This is a genomic window from uncultured Rothia sp., from assembly GCF_963507905.1.
Taxonomy (GTDB): Bacteria; Actinomycetota; Actinomycetes; order Actinomycetales; family Micrococcaceae; genus Rothia.
In genome coordinates, this window is the sequence record NZ_CAUOUU010000002.1 from 60,719 (window position 1) to 77,430 (window position 16,712).

Here is a 16,712-nt window from a genome sequence, read left to right on the forward strand (position 1 = left end):
TCACCCTATGGGACAATAGCGCTGTGACTACCACCGACTATGCGCAGCTCAAAGCAGCGCGCGAACTGCTCACTCGAATCCCCCTCCCGCTCGACGTAGAACCCGGCGAAACCCCCGGCACCCCCTACACCGTCACCCATGACGGCACCGCAGAGCACGGCACCGCCTCCGCGCGCACCCTACTCGCCGCCATGGCACGCCAACTCGACGACTACATCCTGCCGCGCAGCGCCAGCGTCGACAACCCCCTCACCATCGTGGTCGGCGGCTCCACCGGCGCCGGTAAATCCACCCTCGTCAACACCCTGCTCGGCGAGCCGCTCACCCAGTCCGGCGCGATTCGACCCACCACCCGCCACCCCGTCCTGCTGCACCGCGCAGAAGACGAGGCGGCGCTGTCACCCGAACGCTTCCTGCCCACCCTGCCGCGCACCCGCACCTCCGGCATGAACGCCGGATCGCAGGCGCTACCCGGCCTCGACCCGACCATTGCGCGCGCCCTCATTCCTATTACTACCTCGGCGCTACCGCAGGGCATCGCGCTCATTGATGCGCCCGACATCGACTCCGTCTCTGAAGAAAACCGCACCCTCGCCAAGGAACTGCTCTCCGCAGCCGACCTGTGGCTCTTCGTCACCACCGCCAACCGCTACGCCGACGCCGTGCCCTGGGAACTGCTCCACGAAGCAGCCGCACGCTCCATCGCAATCGCCGTGGTGCTCAACCGCGTGCCCGAAGGCGACGAAGAAGCCATCGAAAACGACCTGCGCCGCATGCTCGACGAGGCGGGAATCCACGCCGTGCTGATTCACACCGTCACCGAACAGCAGCGCGACGAGAAGGGCATGCTCGCCCCCGTCAGCCTCGCACCGCTGACCCTGTGGATCCGCGAACTCGGCGCCGACGCACCCGCCCGCGCCGCCATTGCCCGACAGACCCTCGCCGGTGCCGTCGAAACCCTCGCGGGCAACCTGCAGGTGCTCGCCGCCGAGCAGGCGCGCCAGCAGGCGGCGCACCAGTCGCTTGCCACCATCGCCGCCGAAGAATACGAGGACGCGCTAACCACCATCGACGGGGCGCTCTCCGACGGCTCCCTGCTACGCGGCGAAGTGCTCTCGCGCTGGCACGACTTCGTGGGAACCGGCGACTTCTTCCGCTCCCTCGACAGCACCATCGGCCGCCTGCGCGACCGCGTCGGCTCCGCCCTGCGCGGCCAGCCCGCCGCCGCCCAGAAGGTAGAGGACGCCCTCGAAAGCGGCATCCACGCCGTCGTGCTGGATGCAGCTGCCCGCGCCTCCGAAAACACCCGCACCCGCTGGCGTGCCAGCCGCGCCGGACGCTCCCTGCTGGCACGCCTGGATGCGCCGCAGGCTACCTCTGCTGTGCCCGAACAGAACGCAGAAGCTAAGGGCGAGGTGCAATCCGCCGAGGACATCTTCTCCGCAGCCGTTGCCGAGCAGATTCGCCTCTGGCAGGGCTCCGTGCTCGAAATGATTCGCGAAGAAGGCGCCGATAAGCGCAAGCGTGCCCGCTTCCTCTCCCTGGGCGTGAACGCCGCCGCCGTCATGCTCATGGTCGCCGCGTTCAGCCTCACCGGTGGTATTACCGGTATTGAGGCGGGCATTGCGGGCGGTAGCGGCGTGGTCGGCACCAAGCTGCTCGAGTCCATCTTTGGTGAAGATGCCGTGCGCCGCATGGCAACCCGCGCCCGCACCGACCTGCTTGAACGCATGGCTGATCTGCTCACTGAGCACGCCCAGCCTTTCACCGCCGTGCTCGAAGAAACCGATCCGCAGGCTGACGCCGAAGAGATTTACCGCGCCGCCGAACAGGTACAAGCGATCGCAGCGGAAATGAGCGCGCAGAGCCAAGCCGCGGCCCGCGCTAACGGCTCAACTGCCCGCTAAACCACTCCGGACAGGCACCCCGCACCACAGACAAAGAAAAACGCACTATGACTACCCCCGAGAACAAACTCGAGAACACTGAGCGCGATACCAAGCGAGGCACCGCCCCCGGCGTGGCGACCTCGCCCTTCGCGCGCTCCGTCGCATCCCTCAAGGAAGCCATCGGCTACGGCGAAGGACGAGTCCCCGAGACCGTCCTGCTCGACGCCGCCGAAACCCTCGAACGCCTCAGCCAGCGCCGCGAACTCTCCACCGAGCACACGGTCATCGGCTTCTTCGGTGCGACCGGCAGCGGCAAATCCACCCTCTTCAACGCCATCGCCGGGCAGAACATCGCCCTCTCCGCGCCCACGCGCCCGACCACCTCCACCGTGCAGGCGGCAATCTGGGAGGCAGAAGGCAGCGAAGAACTGCTCGACTGGCTCGGCATCGACAAGCGCGTCTACCCGCAAACTCAGGCGCTCACCGCCGAAGGTAACACTGCCGAGGGTAGCGAGGCTGCCGGGGGAGTAGCGGCACCCAACGCGGTAACCGAACCCGCACCTGGACTCTTCAACCGCATCCGCCGAGCCGTCGGCGGACGCGGCGAAATGCGCACCCGCACCGGCGGTCTGATCCTGCTGGACATGCCCGACTTCGACTCGGTCACCACCACCAACCGCGACCTCGCCGCCCGCATGATGCGCTACGTGGACGTGCTCGTCTGGGTCGTCGACCCCCAAAAATACGCCGACGCCGTCATCCACCGCGACTTCATGGTGCCGCTTGCCGCCTCCGGTGCGCAGGCGCTCTGCGTGCTCAACCAGGCGGACAAGCTCGCACCCGCCGAAGTACCCGCCGTGCTCGCCTCCCTCACCCGCCTGCTCCAGGCTGAGGGTACCGAGGCGCACCTGCTCGCCGCACCCATCGCCGTTTCCGCCCGAACCGGTGAGGGTATCGAGGTGCTCCGAGACCTGCTCGCCCAGGTAGCCGCCGCCAAGAGCCTGTCCTTGCAACGAACCGACGCGCAGTTGCACGCCACCGCCTCCCAGCTGCGCACCTACGCCGGGGGAGAGGACACAGTGCTCGCCGGAGCCTACGCCCTCGAGGCGGAACGGAAGCTCGTGCAGGCATGCTACACCTCCAGCCATGCCGAGCAGGTTCTGGAGGCGGCAACCGCCTCCTACCGCCGCACCGCGGGTCAGCACACCGGCTGGATCCTCACCCGCTGGATGAGCCGCCTGAAAGCCGACCCCCTGCGCCGCCTGCACCTGGGACAGCAGGACGAGAAGAAAAGCACCTCTAAGGCTGAGAAGTCCGCGGGCATGCTCGGCTCCGATAGCGAGAATGCACCCGAGCTGGTAGCGTCCTCGCTACCTCCGCTGAGCGCCGCACAGAAAGCGGGCATGGCAAACGCTGTGCGCCAGTACAGCAAGCAGATGGCGAACCGCATCGACGAACCGTGGAAGCGCAGCATGAAGGAAGCCGCCCTCTCCCGCGAGGCGGAGCTACCCGAACTGCTCGAACGCGACATGGTGCGCATCGACTACGGTCTGGGCCGCACCCGCGCCCCCTGGGTCATCTTCAACGCCCTGCAGTGGATCGCGCTAATGAGCGCCCTGGTAGGCGTCGGCTGGCTGACCCTGATTTCCGGCATGGCGTACCTGCAGATTCAACTGCCGCCCGCCCCGACCCCCGAAGGCTCCCCGGTGCCCCTGCCGACCCTGCTTCTGCTGCTGGGTGTGCTACTTGGCATCGCCTCGGCGGGTGTGGGTAGGCTGCTCACCGCGATGGGCTCACGCTACTACGCACGCAAACTGCGGGGCCGCCTGCAGACCGGCATGGAGAAGGCGGTGCAGTCCTGCGTGGTCGCACCGGTACAGCAGGAGGCAAAGCGCCTGGCCGCCTACCGCAAGGCGCTGGACATTTAGCGGACCAGCTTCCGAGAAGCCGTATCAATCTAGGAACACACAAAAGAATCCCTCCCCACCTCAATTGAGGCGGGGAGGGATTCTTCCGTTATATCTAATCGCTACTGAAGCTTAGTCTTCGTCAGAAGCCTCAGCGCAGGGAGCCTGCTGAGACGCCGCAAGCTCACGCAGACCGTCCGTAATTGCCTGAGCAGCCTTAACAACCAGCTCGGGGTAGTTGCGGTTCGGCTGGCGGGTCATGCGGTCAATCGGGCCAGAAATGGACACAGCCGCAATCACCTTGCCACCGGGGGCACGCACCGGAGCGGAGACCGAGGCGGTACCGCGCTCGCGCTCACCCACGGACTGCGCCCAGCCGATGCGGCGCACAGCCGCGAGCATGGCGGCGCTGAAGTGTGCATCGCGCAGGCCTTCAACAATGCGGTTCTGGTCTTCCCAAGCCAGCAGCACCTGGGCAGCGGAACCAGCCTGCATGGACAGCTGGGTACCGACCGGAATGGATTCGTGCATGCCGGAGGGGCGCGGGGCGGTTGCCGCGCATACGCGCCAGTCGCCCTGGCGGCGGTACAGCTGGGTGGACTCGTCAGCTTCGAGGCTGAGCTTCTGCAGAATCGGGTCGGCCACGGTGATGAGCTCATCAGAAATAGTGGCGGATGCCAGTTCGGTCAGGCGGGGACCGAGCATGAAGCGTCCCTGCACGTCGCGGGCTACAAGGCGGTGGTGAGCCAACGCCACGGCGAGGCGGTGCGCGGTGGGTCGTGCCAGACCGGTTGCCTTGACGAGGTCGCCCAGGGATACAGGGCCTGCCTCGAGGCAGTCAAGGATGAGGGTTGCCTTGTCGAGCACGCCAACGCCGGAGGAGCCGTGGGAGTGTACCTCTACCATCTGCTCGTCGGCGGCCATGTGTTCGGGCGGCTTGACGGGGTCAACAATCGGTGCGTTGTGTTGTGTGGATGCGTTGGGGTGACGCATTCCGTGTGCGTTAAAACGTGATGCGGAAGGAGTCATTCTTATATTCTATCTCAGAATATGAAAGATACCCCGGACTTCATGGACTCTTTGGAGTGCAGAGCTGAAGATGGAATCACCCCCTACGGGATAAATTATGAGTTTTTCATAATAAGTGTTCATGTGGGTTTATGGGTGAAAATATGCGAAAAACCGCGTAAAAATGCGGGTAATCCCGCAAAATCACCCTGGAGTCATAGAATAAACCCACACAAAAACACTTGCTGGTTCGGGGTGCTTCTAGGCCGTCTCACAGGCTAAGAATCCGCGAAAAAATATGCGACACGCCGCAGGAAAATACCGATTTGAGGGTCCCATCGGGTACATAATCCGCCCCTCAACCCCACAAACCAGCGGCACGCACCACACCGAACGCATCCACCGTAGGAACGCATCAAGCAGGAGAAAGCATGACTAGCGAACAGAACGCAACCACCGCGGGCACCCGTCCGCGCACCCTGGCAGAAAAAGTCTGGGACGCACACGTCGTCGTCCCCGGTGAAAACGGCAAGCCCGACCTGCTCTACATCGACCTGCAGCTACTGCACGAAGTGACCTCTCCCCAGGCATTCGAAGGGCTGCGCATCGAGAACCGCCCCCTGCGCCGCCTCGACCTGACCATCGCCACCGAGGATCACAACACCCCCACCGACAACATCTTCGGCACCATCGCCGACCTGACCAGCCGCACTCAGATTGAGACCCTGCGCCGCAACGCCAAGGAATTCGGCGTGCGCATCCACTCCCTCGGCGACGAGGAGCAGGGTATTGTGCACGTGGTTGGCCCTCAGCTCGGCCTGACCATGCCCGGCATGACCATCGTCTGCGGTGACTCCCACACCTCCACCCACGGTGCGTTCGGCGCTCTCGCGTTCGGTATCGGCACCTCCGAGGTGGAGCACGTCATGGCAACCCAGACCCTGCCCCTGGCACGCTTCAAGACCATGGCAATCAACGTTGAGGGCACCCTCAAGCCCGGCGTGACCGCAAAGGACATCATCCTCGCCGTCATCGCGCAGATTGGCACCGGTGGCGGTCAGGGCTACGTGCTCGAATACCGCGGCTCCGCGATCCGCTCCCTCTCCATGGAGGGCCGCATGACCATGTGCAACATGTCCATTGAGGCGGGCGCACGCGCCGGCATGGTCGCCCCCGACGAGACCACCTTCGAGTACATCAAGGGCCGCCAGCACGCACCCAAGGGTGAAGAGTGGGACAAGGCAGTCGAGTACTGGAAGAGCCTGCCCACCGACGAAGGCGCCGTCTTCGACAAGGAAATCTTCATCAACGCTGACGAGCTCGAGCCCTTCGTCACCTGGGGCACTAACCCCGGTCAGGGTATTCCGCTGAGCCACGCCGTTCCCTCCCCGGATGACTTCGAGGACGAGAACGACAAGGTTGCAGCAGAACGCGCCCTCGAATACATGGGCCTGGAGGCGGGCACCCCCATGAAGGACATCCCCGTGGACGTTGTCTTCCTGGGTTCCTGCACCAACTCCCGCATCGAGGACCTGCGCGCCGCAGCCGACATCGTGCGCGGCCGCACCATCGCCGAGAACGTACGCATGATGGTCGTGCCCGGCTCCCAGAAGGTCCGCGCGCAGGCAGAAGCAGAGGGCCTGGACAAGGTCTTCAAGGACTTCGGTGCCGACTGGCGCTTTGCCGGATGCTCCATGTGCCTGGGCATGAACCCCGACCAGCTGGCACCCGGTGAGCGTTGCGCCTCCACCTCGAACCGTAACTTTGAAGGTCGCCAGGGTAAGGGTGGCCGCACCCACCTGGTCTCCCCGGTGGTTGCTGCCGCAACCGCTGTGCGCGGTACCCTGTCCGCCCCGTCCGACGTCGTGGCCTAGCACGCCGCTATAGCTAAGGAGCCATTATGGAACCCATTATTAAGCACACCGGCATTGGCGTGCCGCTGCGTTCTTCGAATGTTGACACCGACCAGATCATTCCCGCCGTCTACCTCAAGCGAGTGACCAAGACCGGCTTTGATGATGCCCTCTTCGCGAACTGGCGTAAGGATCCCGAGTTCATCCTGAACCAGGAGCCTTACAAGCATGGTAGCGTGCTGGTTGCGGGCCCGGACTTCGGTACCGGTTCTTCCCGTGAGCACGCGGTGTGGGCGCTGCGCGACTACGGTTTCAAGGTCGTTATCTCCGCTCGTTTTGCTGATATTTTCCGCGGCAACTCGGGTAAGCAGGGCCTGGTCACCGCGCAGGTTGCACAGGACGATATCGAGCTGATCTGGAAGGCGCTGGAGCACGAGCCCGGCACCGAAATCACCGTTGACCTGGAGTCCAAGACCGTAACCGTGGGTGCGCTGGTTGTTCCCTTCGAGATTGACGACTACGTGCGCTGGCGCCTCATGGAGGGCCTGGACGACATCGGTCTGACCCTGCAGAACCTCGAGGCTATCGAGGCGTACGAGGCGAAGCGCCCCTCGTGGATGCCCCGCACCCAGGAACTCTAAATAGGGGGAGCTCTAAGCCGAGCGCTCTAAGCCCTAGACATCTCTAGATAAAGCTCGAAGGCGGCGACTGAATCAGTCGCCTCCTTCGAGCTTTTCTGTGCCTTGAGCTTTTCTAGGCTCTCAGGCTTTCCGCTAAAACCTTGGTACACATACAAATGTGCCTCCCCGGAGTATTCTTCCGGGGAGGCACATTTGTTGACTATCTAGAGCGCACCCTCGGTAATGGGGGTGTTCAGGGTTGCGTTCTCGGTGCAGCTGTACAGTGCCGCCGAACCGGGGGAGCGCACGCCCGCGGTCGGGTTTGCGTTCTGCGCGGTGGCAAGAGCGAAATCGGAAACCACCTCGTGGTTGATGTAGCTGCCGCCCGCGCCGCCGCCGCTGCTCAGGGCGCTGAGCGAGTAGATGTTGCCTTCGTTCTCAAACTGCACCTGGCGGCCGAAAACGCCCTCGTAGTATAAGCCAACGGTCCAGATGTTCAGTCCTGCGCCACCGCCGCCGTAGCCGGCGCCACCACCGGATGCTACGGAGGTGAGGGAGAGCTTGCCCTGGGTTCGGGAAAGCAGTGCGCCCGAGCCGCCCTTACCGCGGTAAGAGCCGGTTGCGTTCGCACCGCCGGTGCCCTTTTCTCCCTCATGCACGGAGTCGCCCCCGTAGAGGTAGTAGCGCGGGAAATCGTACGACTCAAACCAGGGGGTAGACATGGGCATGAGCTTCAGCTCGTTGTTCTCGTCGAGGATGCCGATCATTGCCTCGCCGAGGGTGCCCGCCACGCCGGAGCGGCCGGCGGTACCGCCGGTGACCATGAAGCGCATGTCGAGGGTCTTGTCGTCCTCGTCGAGGGGCTTGAATTCCTGGTAGGGGCTTGCCATGAGCATGCCGCCCTGGCCGGGGTTGTCGGTGCCCAGGTCGCCGCCTGCGCTACCGCCTGCGGTGCTATTGGCATCGCGGTGTTCCATGGCGATACGCAGTGCCGGGTTCAGCTGATCCTTGGGTTGCGCGTCGAAGATGCTCTGGTGGGTGGTGAGGGTGCCCAGCTGTGCACCGCCGCCGCCAGCGCCTGCAACGGCTACGACGGTGACTGAGCCGTCACGAACGAGCTCGACCGCGGAGGAACCGCCGCCAGACGCGCCGTACACGTAGCCGCTGTCGGTGCCCACTACCTGCGCACTGCCGGTTGCATTGCTGGAGCCGGTGGAGTCGCCGCCTGCAGCGTAGCCTTCGCCGCCGAGTGCGGGCTGCGCGCCGGATGCAGAGCCGACGCCGCCGTTACCCGCCCAGACGCGCAGGATATCGCCGGACTTGACCGCCAGGACGCCGCTGAGCTGTGCACCGGCACCGCCGCCAGCCAGGGAGGCGTTCGTGACCTCGGTCAGGTAGCGGGGGGTGAAGGAGGTTGCCGCACCGCCGGCACCGCCTACAAGGTCGAAGCGGACTCGTCCAACGCCTTCGGGGACGAGCCATTCGGTGTATGCGCCTGCCTTGTCGTCGTAGCCGGTTGCGGTGGGCTTGAGAGTCAGGGCGGGGGAGCAGGTGGGCTCGCCGCTTGCCGCCCATGCGGGGACGGTTGCGCTGGCGAGGATGACGGGGGCACTCCATGCAGCGCCCTGTACGAGGCGACGGCGCGAAATGCGTGATGCAGTGTTGTGATGTGTCATTTTTGGGGTCCTCCGGTAGTTCGCGGATGCAGCCGCGAAGTAACCTGTGGTTGGTTGCGATGCGCCGTGGTTTTCGGTTGACTTTCGAATATTTACGGTAATGTTGAAGTGAATTTTTGAAGTTGAAGTGAATCAGGAAGCCGAACCGTTTTAGTTGGGCGTCATCGCAAGGTTGTATGCAGTGAATGCACGCCCGTTCCCTGCCGTGTGGCCCCGTACTGCGAGGAGCAACGGCAATGCCGGCGCCGATGCCGCAGTTGAGAGCTGGTTGACTTCTCCTTGAGAGTGGAGGCGCCGCTCAGTGGGCACGAGTGTGCACGTTATTGTAGGGGTGAGGTTGCTCTCAAGTTCAAATTCGTGCGTCAAAAAGACGAAACTAGCGTCAAATTTCGGTGAAGAACCTAAAAATGTTTGCATTAGTGTGAATGTTTGTGTATCTTTTTGTTTTTCCGGCTCTGAATCTGAGGGTTCAGACCGGTTTTTCATATACACATCAGAGCAAAATCCTAGTCGCGAGTTCCAAAGGTTCTTCAGTGTTTGGAGCACCTTTACGCAGGGCTTAGAATAATGATGAATATATGCGCCCGTTTCGCCCTGCTACCGGCAGGGGCGCGGCACGACAGAACGCGGCGTATCGGCACACTGTTAAAGTTCGGCGTAAACCAGCCGACTCCACAAAGGATTTTTAATGACTGAGAACATCAGCAAGCTTCGCATTGAAGGTGGCACTCCGCTCGTTGGTGAGGTTCACGTTCGAGGCGCCAAGAACCTGGTGCCCAAGGCTATGGTCGCAGCACTGCACGGTTCGACTCCCTCGACCCTGCGTAACGTTCCCGACCTGAGCGATGTTGAAATCGTTACCACCCTCGTGGAGCTGCACGGTGCGAAGGTTGACTACGACCGTGAAGCCGGTGTTCTCACCCTCAACCCCGCACAGGACGCAACCACCGCTGCAAAGAACGCAGAGGAGATTCAGCTCTTCGGTGGTAACTCTCGCATCCCGATTCTGATGGTGGGCCCGCTGCTACACACTCTCGGTACCGCGCGCATCCCCAACCTGGGAGGCTGCAAGATCGGTGACCGACCCATCGACTACCACATGTCTGCACTGCGCAAGTTCGGTGCGGTCGTTGAGAAGGACGACGAAACCGGCACCACCCTGATTGTTCCCGAAGAGGGTCTGAAGGGTGCAGAGATTGTGCTGAACTACCCCTCCGTGGGTGCTACCGAGCAGGTTCTGCTCACCGGTGTCCGCGCTAAGGGTAAGACCATCCTGCGTAACGCTGCGATTGAGCCCGAAATTATTGACCTGATTGCTGTTCTGCAGAAGATGGGCGCAATCATCTTCATTAACGAGGACCGCACCATCGTCATTGAGGGCGTGGATGAGCTGACCGGCTACGATCACGCGTCCCTGCCCGACCGCAACGAGTCCGCTTCCTGGGCTTCTGCGGCGCTGGCTACCGGCGGCGACATTTTCGTTCGCGGTGCAGCTCAGAAGGACATGACTGCGTTCCTGAACCAGTTCCGCAAGATGGGCGGCCTGTACGAGGTGACCGCCGAGGGTATTCGCTTCACCCACCCGGCTCAGCGCACCCCCGGTGCTCAGCTGAAGCCCATCGTCTTTGAGACCAACGTTCACCCCGGCTTCATGACCGACTGGCAGCAGCCCCTCGTGGTGGCGCTGACCCAGGCTAAGGGTGCGTCCATCGTGCACGAGACCGTGTACGAGGAGCGTTTCGGCTTCACCAACGCCCTGAAGCAGATGGGCGCGGATATTGTCGTTATGCGTGACTGCGTGGGCGGCGCACCCTGCCGTTTCGAGGGCAAGGGCTACGGCCACTCCGCTATTATTTCTGGCCCCACCCCGCTGACCGGTGCCGACATTGAGGTTCCGGACCTGCGCGGCGGCTTCTCCCACATCATTGCGGCTCTGGCTGCTAAGGGCACCTCTCACGTGAGCGGTGTTGAGCTGATTGCACGCGGCTACGAGAACTTCGAGCAGAAGCTCAAGGGCCTGGGTGCCAACTTTGAGGTGCTGGCACGCAAGGCATCGAAGGCCCCCAAGCCCGATGCGGCAATCGTCGTTGTTGAGCCCGAGGAAGTTGAGGTTCAGGACTAGTGAGCGGACAGCAGGGAAAGCAGGCTCTGCCTGAGATTGAGCCCACCGCCTCCGGTGATGCTCTGTACAAGGTGCTCGGTAACGCGGCACGCGTGCTGTACAAGCTCATTGCGCGCGTTGAGATTACCGGCCGCGAGAACCTGCCCTCCAGTGGCGGGTACATTATCGTGGCTAACCACACCACCGAGCTTGACCCGGTGACCGTGGCTTTCCCTGCTTTCGTTGAGGGCGCCCTGCCGCGCTTCTTGGCGAAGGATTCGCTCTTCCGCGCCCCCGTGCTCGGCTACATTATGCGCAAGCTCGCGCATATTCCCGTGGTCCGCGGTTCGGTGGATGCGCGTAAGTCCCTGATTACTGCCCGCAAGATTGTTGAGGCTGGCGGTGCCGTCGTGATTTTCCCGGAGGGCACCACCACCCACGATCCGCAGCTGTGGCCCATGCAGGCGCGTACCGGTGCGGCTCGTCTGGCTCTTGCGACCGGCGCGCCCGTCTTCCCGGTGGCGCACTGGGGTGACGAGCAGATTCTCGGTTACGTGGACGAGCCCGGCGAGGACGGCCGCATCAAGGAGAAGCGTAAGATTTCGCTGTTCCCCCGCAAGACCGTTCGCGTGAAGGTCGGTAAGGCGCTGGATATCGCCTCCCTCGTTGAGGACTCCAGCCCCGAGGCTAAGCACACCCGCACCGAGCTGGGCGTGGTCACCGACGCAATGCTGGACGCTATCACCGCCGAGCTGGAGAAGATCCGCGGCGAGAAGGCTCCGGAGGGTCGTTGGAACCCGCGCACTAAGCGTCGTGAAGCCCCCGGTACCCCCTCGGGTCCGGTCGGTGGCGCGCTCGGCGAGCCGGACGAAAAGTAGCATCCCCGCTGGGAAATTCGTAGAGGCCCTGACAGGAGCCGCGGCTATTCGCTGAGGCGCCTGTCAGGGACTCGCACAATAACCTCGCAAGGAAGATAGGCAGGTGTTTTCGTGACCTTCTTTGGACGCACCCCCGCAGCAAGCCCTGAATTTACCCCTCCGGCAACCGTACAGTCTATTGCGGTGCTCGGCGCCGGTAGCTGGGGCACCGCTTTCGCTAAGATTGCGGCGGACGCGGCCCGTGAGCGCGGCGATGACACTCGCGTGACCCTCATCGGTCGTGATGAGCAGGTGATGGCTGAGTGCGAGCGCACCCGCGAGAACGCCCGCTATTTTCCGGGAATGAAGCTGCCGGATAACATGCACTTCACGGCGGATGCCCCCGCGGCGCTTGCCGGTGCAGATATTGTGGTTCTTGCCCTGCCCGCGCAGGTTCTGCGTTCGCAGCTGCAGAGTTTCGCCCGCTATATTGAGCCGAACGCCATGCTGGTGTCTTTGGCGAAGGGCCTGGAGACCGGTACGGGTCTGCGCATGTCGCAGGTCATTACCGAGGAGCTGGAAGAGGCTATGGCTCTGCGCGGTGCCGATGTGCGCGCGATTGGCCATATTCCGCACCGCGTGTGCGTGCTGTCGGGCCCGAACCTCGCGAAGGAAATCATGGGGGAGGAGCCTACCGCCTCCGTGGTTGCGGCTCGCACTCTGCCGGTGGCTGAGGCTGTGGCTCACGCGATTGCGTGCGGTTACTTCCGCCCGTACACCAACACGGATGTGGTTGGTACCGAAATTGGCGGCCTGGTCAAGAACGTGATTGCGCTCTGCGTGGGTATCTGCGAGGGCCGTAATTACGGCGATAACTCGAAGGCATCCATTATGACGCGCGGCCTGGCGGAGATTACCCGCCTGGCGGTGGCGTTGGGTGGCGAGGCTGCGACCATGAGCGGTCTTGCTGGCATGGGCGACTTGATTGCGACCTGCTCTTCGCCGTTGTCCCGTAACCACACGGCGGGTCGTCTGCTGGCTCAGGGTATTTCCCCTGACCGCCTGCACGAGCACATGAGCCAGACTGCCGAGTCGATTAAGTCGGCTCCCGTGGTGGCTGAGTTGGCTCGCCGTCACGGCGTGGAGATGCCCATCGTGGAGGCTGTGGTGGCGGTGCTTTCGGGTCGCATTGGCATTGAGGACTTGGCGCCTCAGCTGCTGGGGCGCCGCCTCAAGCACGAGAGCCACTAGGTTTTAAAGCTTTTCTGGTGTGCTGGCACCCCTTGATTCGGGTTGTGTGCCAGGACATACTAGAAGAAGATTGAATGTAGACATCCAAGGACGGATACCGTTGCGGAAAACCGGCGCGTGAGAAACGCATCAGTGACCGCGACGGTATTCGTACGTTAGGATTATTGACGCATTGCCGTTCCACCTTCCGGACCTGAGGGTAGGGGAACCTTGACTAGGAGAAACATATGACCGAGAAGAAGACCGTCGCCCTGCTGTGCGGTGGCCGCTCCTCCGAGCACCCGATTTCGCTCATTACCGCTGCCGGCGTTCTGGGCGCTATTGACCGCACCGCCTACGACGTCATCACTATCGGTATTACCCGTGACGGCCGCTGGTACCTGACCGATGAGCAGCAGCTCGCCGAGCTGACCGCCGGCACTCGCGGCACCGCGGAGTTCCCCGCGGGCACCCAGCAGGTGTTCCTGCCGATGGGCGCCGGCGATTCCCGCCTGACCCTGGTGGATGCTGAGGGCAACGTTACCCGCACCGCACCGGTGGACGTTGTGTTCCCGCTGCTGCACGGCCCCTTCGGTGAGGACGGCACCGTGCAGGGTCTGCTGGAAATGGCTGACCTGCACTACGTGGGTTGCGGCGTGACCGCATCCGCTGTGGGCATGGATAAGCACTTCATGAAGGTTGCTTTCGAGTCTGCTGGCCTGGAGGTCGGCCCCTACGAGGTCATCACAAACCGCCAGTGGGAGCACGAGGACCGCGAGCAGATTCTGGAGCGCGTGCTGAAGCTGGGCTTCCCCATGTTCGTGAAGCCGACCCGCGCAGGTTCTTCCTTCGGTATTACCAAGGTGGATTCGGTGGAGGAGCTCGTGCCCGCGATTGAAGAGGCACGCCGCCACGACCCGAAAATCATTATTGAGGCCGGTATCGTGGGTCGCGAAATCGAGTGCGCTGTGCTCGATGGCCACCACGGCGAGATGCCGCGCGCATCCTACCCCGGCGAGATTGAGGTTGTGGATCAGGATCACGGTTTCTACGACTTTGAGGCGAAGTACGTTTCTGAGTCTTCCGCTGTGACCGTGTGCCCGGCGAACCTGCCGCAGGATGTGCAGGATCGTCTGCGTGAGCTGGCTGTGAAGGCATTCCTGGCGCTGGATGGTGAGGGTCTGTCTCGTGCGGACTTCTTCTACACAGAGGATGGCCACCTGGTCATCAACGAGGTGAACACCATGCCCGGCTTCACCCCGATTTCGATGTACAAGACCATGTGGGAGAACACCGGTATTTCCTACACCGACCTGATTAGCGAGCTGCTGACCCTGGCGATGGAACGCCCCCTGGGTCTGCGCTAAGCTCAGTCATTGAATACGTAGTGGTAGGGGAGTGGTAGCCCCTGCTGCGAGGCGCCTCGGCGCGGATTCTTGAGGGGTTCGCGTCGGGGCGTTTTTTGCGCAACGAGCAAGTTTATGTCTGCATGCGGGGGATCAATTGGTACGTATTGACCCTCAGATGTATATGAGAATCGCTCGTTTTTCACCCATGAGAAAAATCACTTGCATCCACCTTGAGGTTGCTTAAATAGTGGAGTGCAAGTTCTAAAGCGGTATTGATAAGGCAAAACGTAATTCTGCTCATAAGTGCATGAAATGATGCTTCTAAATCATGAAATGATTCGTTAGATGGTCGTTGCACATCTTGAAGCTCAAAGATTGGTATGAAAGCGCTAAAATGAGTAATGAAGAAAAAGCCGATTCGGTAGAATAGATGAAGGTATATCCAATCTGCCCTAGCGATTGGGTATCTATTCACTCACAACGTATCAGAAAGTCAAGGACAACCTTTGGGAAAACGAAACCGTAAGGTGGTCTCTGCGAGTCTGGCGACAGCACTGGTTGCTTCCGGAAGCCCCTACGTAGCCTCATTTGCTCAAGATGTGCAGGAGGCTGCGTCTCAGGTTCCGCCCAACCCTGTCGGCACCGCAAGCCAAACCCTGGACCCCGCCGCGACCGCGGCATCTTCCTCTCAGGCGGCAGTACCCACGCTTGCTACCGTAAGCGCATGGCCCACCGCCCAGGGAGACAATAAGACTGACAACGCGCAGGCAGAGCCCACCGCTCAGCCTAGCGCTTCTTCGAGTGCTCAGCCCACCGCCAGTGCTGAACCTTCTGCGAGCGCTACTCCTACTCCGGACGCGACGCCCACTCCGGATGTTACTGCGCACCCCACTGCTGAGCCTTCCGCTTCTGCGAGTGCTACCGCTACGGCGAGTCCTAGCGTAGAGCCCTCTAAGGATGCGACGCCCACTCCGGATGTTACTGCGCAGCCCACTGCCGAGCCCAGCGCAGCTCCCACCGCGGAGCCTACCGCTGAGCCCACTAAGGATGTAACCCCTGAACCGACTCAGGATCCGACCCCGGCGCCTACGGCTGAGCCTACTCCGGAGCCTACTCAGGATCCGACTCCTGAGCCTACTCCGGAACCAACTCCTGAACCTACTCCTGAACCGACCCCGGAGCCCACTCCTGAGCCGAATCCTGAGCCCACCCCGGAACCTACCCCTGAACCGACCCCGGAACCTACTCCTGAACCGACTCAGGACCCTACCCCGGAACCGGAGCCTACTCCGGAACCCACACCCGAGCCGACTAAGGACGTAACCCCGGAACCGAATCCGGAGCCCACTCCCGAGCCGACCAAGGACGTAACTCCCGAGCCGACTCAGGAACCGACTGAGGCACCCACCCAGGAGCCCTCTCAGGTTCCGGTAGTCCCGGCCCCGGTTCAGGATCCGACTAACGAGCCGACCAAGGACGCGGTCATCCCCGTGATTCCGGTAGCTCCCGTAGCTCCGGTAGAGGATAACAAGGACAGCTCGGACTCCAAATCGGTTACCCCGATCGAGACCGAACCTGTTGCTCCGATTCCTCCGGCGAACAACCCGGTGACCGTCCCCGGCAATCGTCAGGAAGTCTCTGGGGAAGATGTCATCATCTCCATTGAGCTTCCGCGACCGGGCAACTCCTCTGAATCCTCAAGTTCCTCTTCGGGATCTTCGAGCTCTTCACCGAGCAAGGCACCGAGCGACAGGCTTGATGGCGAGGATGACGATCCGTTGCGTTCTGGTGGCACCACCCTCGGACGAATCGCAGCTAATAACGGCTCGAATGACTCCATTCCGGGTGCGGCTGACTGGGTTGCTGGATACCTCTCGCGCAATAAGACCGAGGAGGACCACTCCCACGAGGCAAGCCCCTCGAACTCCTCAAGCTCGGTATCGGCTTCGAAGTCGCCTAGCTCCTCCTCCACCTCGGCTAGCGCCAGCCGCTCCGCAAAGAGCGTGGCAAAGGCTGACGGCGCGAACGCCGCCCAGGAGCAGGCCGTGAAGAATGCGGACGCGGACGATTCTGGACTTTCCGGCATTGCACCGCTGATCCTCTTCTCACTCATCGGCCTGGTGCTGATTGCTCTGGCAATCCGCTACTTCAGCCGCGGAGCATAAGGCGAACATAACGCGTCAGAATACGCGATAATAGAGGATGTGAATCCTCAGACTTTT

At 62.4% G+C, this 16,712-nt stretch carries 11 protein-coding genes; 9 read left to right on the forward strand and 2 right to left on the reverse strand.

Features of this window, described 5'->3' with window-relative positions:
* Positions 1–23: 23 nt before the first annotated feature.
* Together RQ593_RS01770 and RQ593_RS01775 are read left to right on the forward strand one after the other, a co-directional pair.
* A complete protein-coding gene (locus RQ593_RS01770; RefSeq protein ID WP_311449651.1) occupies positions 24–1,907 on the forward strand; it encodes a dynamin family protein in 1,884 nt (627 codons plus the stop codon).
* A 47-nt stretch (positions 1,908–1,954) separates the two neighbouring features.
* The gene (locus RQ593_RS01775; protein WP_311449652.1) at positions 1,955–3,817 is read left to right on the forward strand and encodes a GTPase; all 1,863 of its coding nucleotides are present in this window, start codon (positions 1,955–1,957) and stop codon (positions 3,815–3,817) included.
* A 111-nt stretch (positions 3,818–3,928) separates the two neighbouring features.
* On the opposite strand, the gene RQ593_RS01780 is transcribed toward RQ593_RS01775, so the two are convergent.
* Positions 3,929–4,825 carry an IclR family transcriptional regulator gene (locus RQ593_RS01780; protein ID WP_397545890.1) on the reverse strand — a complete coding sequence of 299 codons (897 nt, stop codon included), beginning with the start codon at positions 4,823–4,825 and terminating at the stop codon, positions 3,929–3,931.
* A gap of 410 nt (positions 4,826–5,235) precedes the next feature.
* Between RQ593_RS01780 and leuC the strand changes: the two genes are divergently transcribed.
* Together leuC and leuD are read left to right on the forward strand one after the other, a co-directional pair.
* Positions 5,236–6,678, forward strand: a complete 1,443-nt coding sequence (gene leuC, locus RQ593_RS01785) for a 3-isopropylmalate dehydratase large subunit (RefSeq protein ID WP_070831218.1) — start codon at positions 5,236–5,238, stop codon at positions 6,676–6,678.
* 26 nt (positions 6,679–6,704) lie between these two features.
* Positions 6,705–7,298 carry a 3-isopropylmalate dehydratase small subunit gene (leuD, locus tag RQ593_RS01790; protein WP_005505627.1) on the forward strand — a complete coding sequence of 198 codons (594 nt, stop codon included), beginning with the start codon at positions 6,705–6,707 and terminating at the stop codon, positions 7,296–7,298.
* Positions 7,299–7,501: 203 nt separating this feature from the next.
* Here leuD and RQ593_RS01795 read toward each other — a convergent pair whose 3' ends face one another.
* Positions 7,502–8,953 carry a transcriptional initiation protein Tat gene (locus tag RQ593_RS01795; protein ID WP_297606311.1) on the reverse strand — a complete coding sequence of 484 codons (1,452 nt, stop codon included), beginning with the start codon at positions 8,951–8,953 and terminating at the stop codon, positions 7,502–7,504.
* A 688-nt stretch (positions 8,954–9,641) separates the two neighbouring features.
* Between RQ593_RS01795 and murA the strand changes: the two genes are divergently transcribed.
* The 5 genes from murA to RQ593_RS01820 all read left to right on the forward strand — a co-directional run bounded on the left by murA (position 9,642) and on the right by RQ593_RS01820 (position 16,655).
* Positions 9,642–11,075, forward strand: coding sequence for a UDP-N-acetylglucosamine 1-carboxyvinyltransferase (gene murA / locus RQ593_RS01800; RefSeq protein WP_296546306.1), 1,434 nt, complete (start codon positions 9,642–9,644; stop codon positions 11,073–11,075).
* A complete protein-coding gene (locus RQ593_RS01805; protein ID WP_297606308.1) occupies positions 11,075–11,932 on the forward strand; it encodes a 1-acyl-sn-glycerol-3-phosphate acyltransferase in 858 nt (285 codons plus the stop codon). The genes murA and RQ593_RS01805 overlap by 1 nt, the downstream gene beginning before the upstream one ends.
* A 111-nt stretch (positions 11,933–12,043) precedes the next feature.
* Positions 12,044–13,162 carry an NAD(P)H-dependent glycerol-3-phosphate dehydrogenase gene (locus RQ593_RS01810; protein ID WP_297606305.1) on the forward strand — a complete coding sequence of 373 codons (1,119 nt, stop codon included), beginning with the start codon at positions 12,044–12,046 and terminating at the stop codon, positions 13,160–13,162.
* Between the two features lie 227 nt (positions 13,163–13,389).
* Positions 13,390–14,508, forward strand: coding sequence for a D-alanine--D-alanine ligase family protein (locus RQ593_RS01815; protein ID WP_311449653.1), 1,119 nt, complete (start codon positions 13,390–13,392; stop codon positions 14,506–14,508).
* Between the two features lie 488 nt (positions 14,509–14,996).
* A complete protein-coding gene (locus RQ593_RS01820; protein ID WP_311449654.1) occupies positions 14,997–16,655 on the forward strand; it encodes a hypothetical protein in 1,659 nt (552 codons plus the stop codon).
* Positions 16,656–16,712 lie beyond the last annotated feature (57 nt).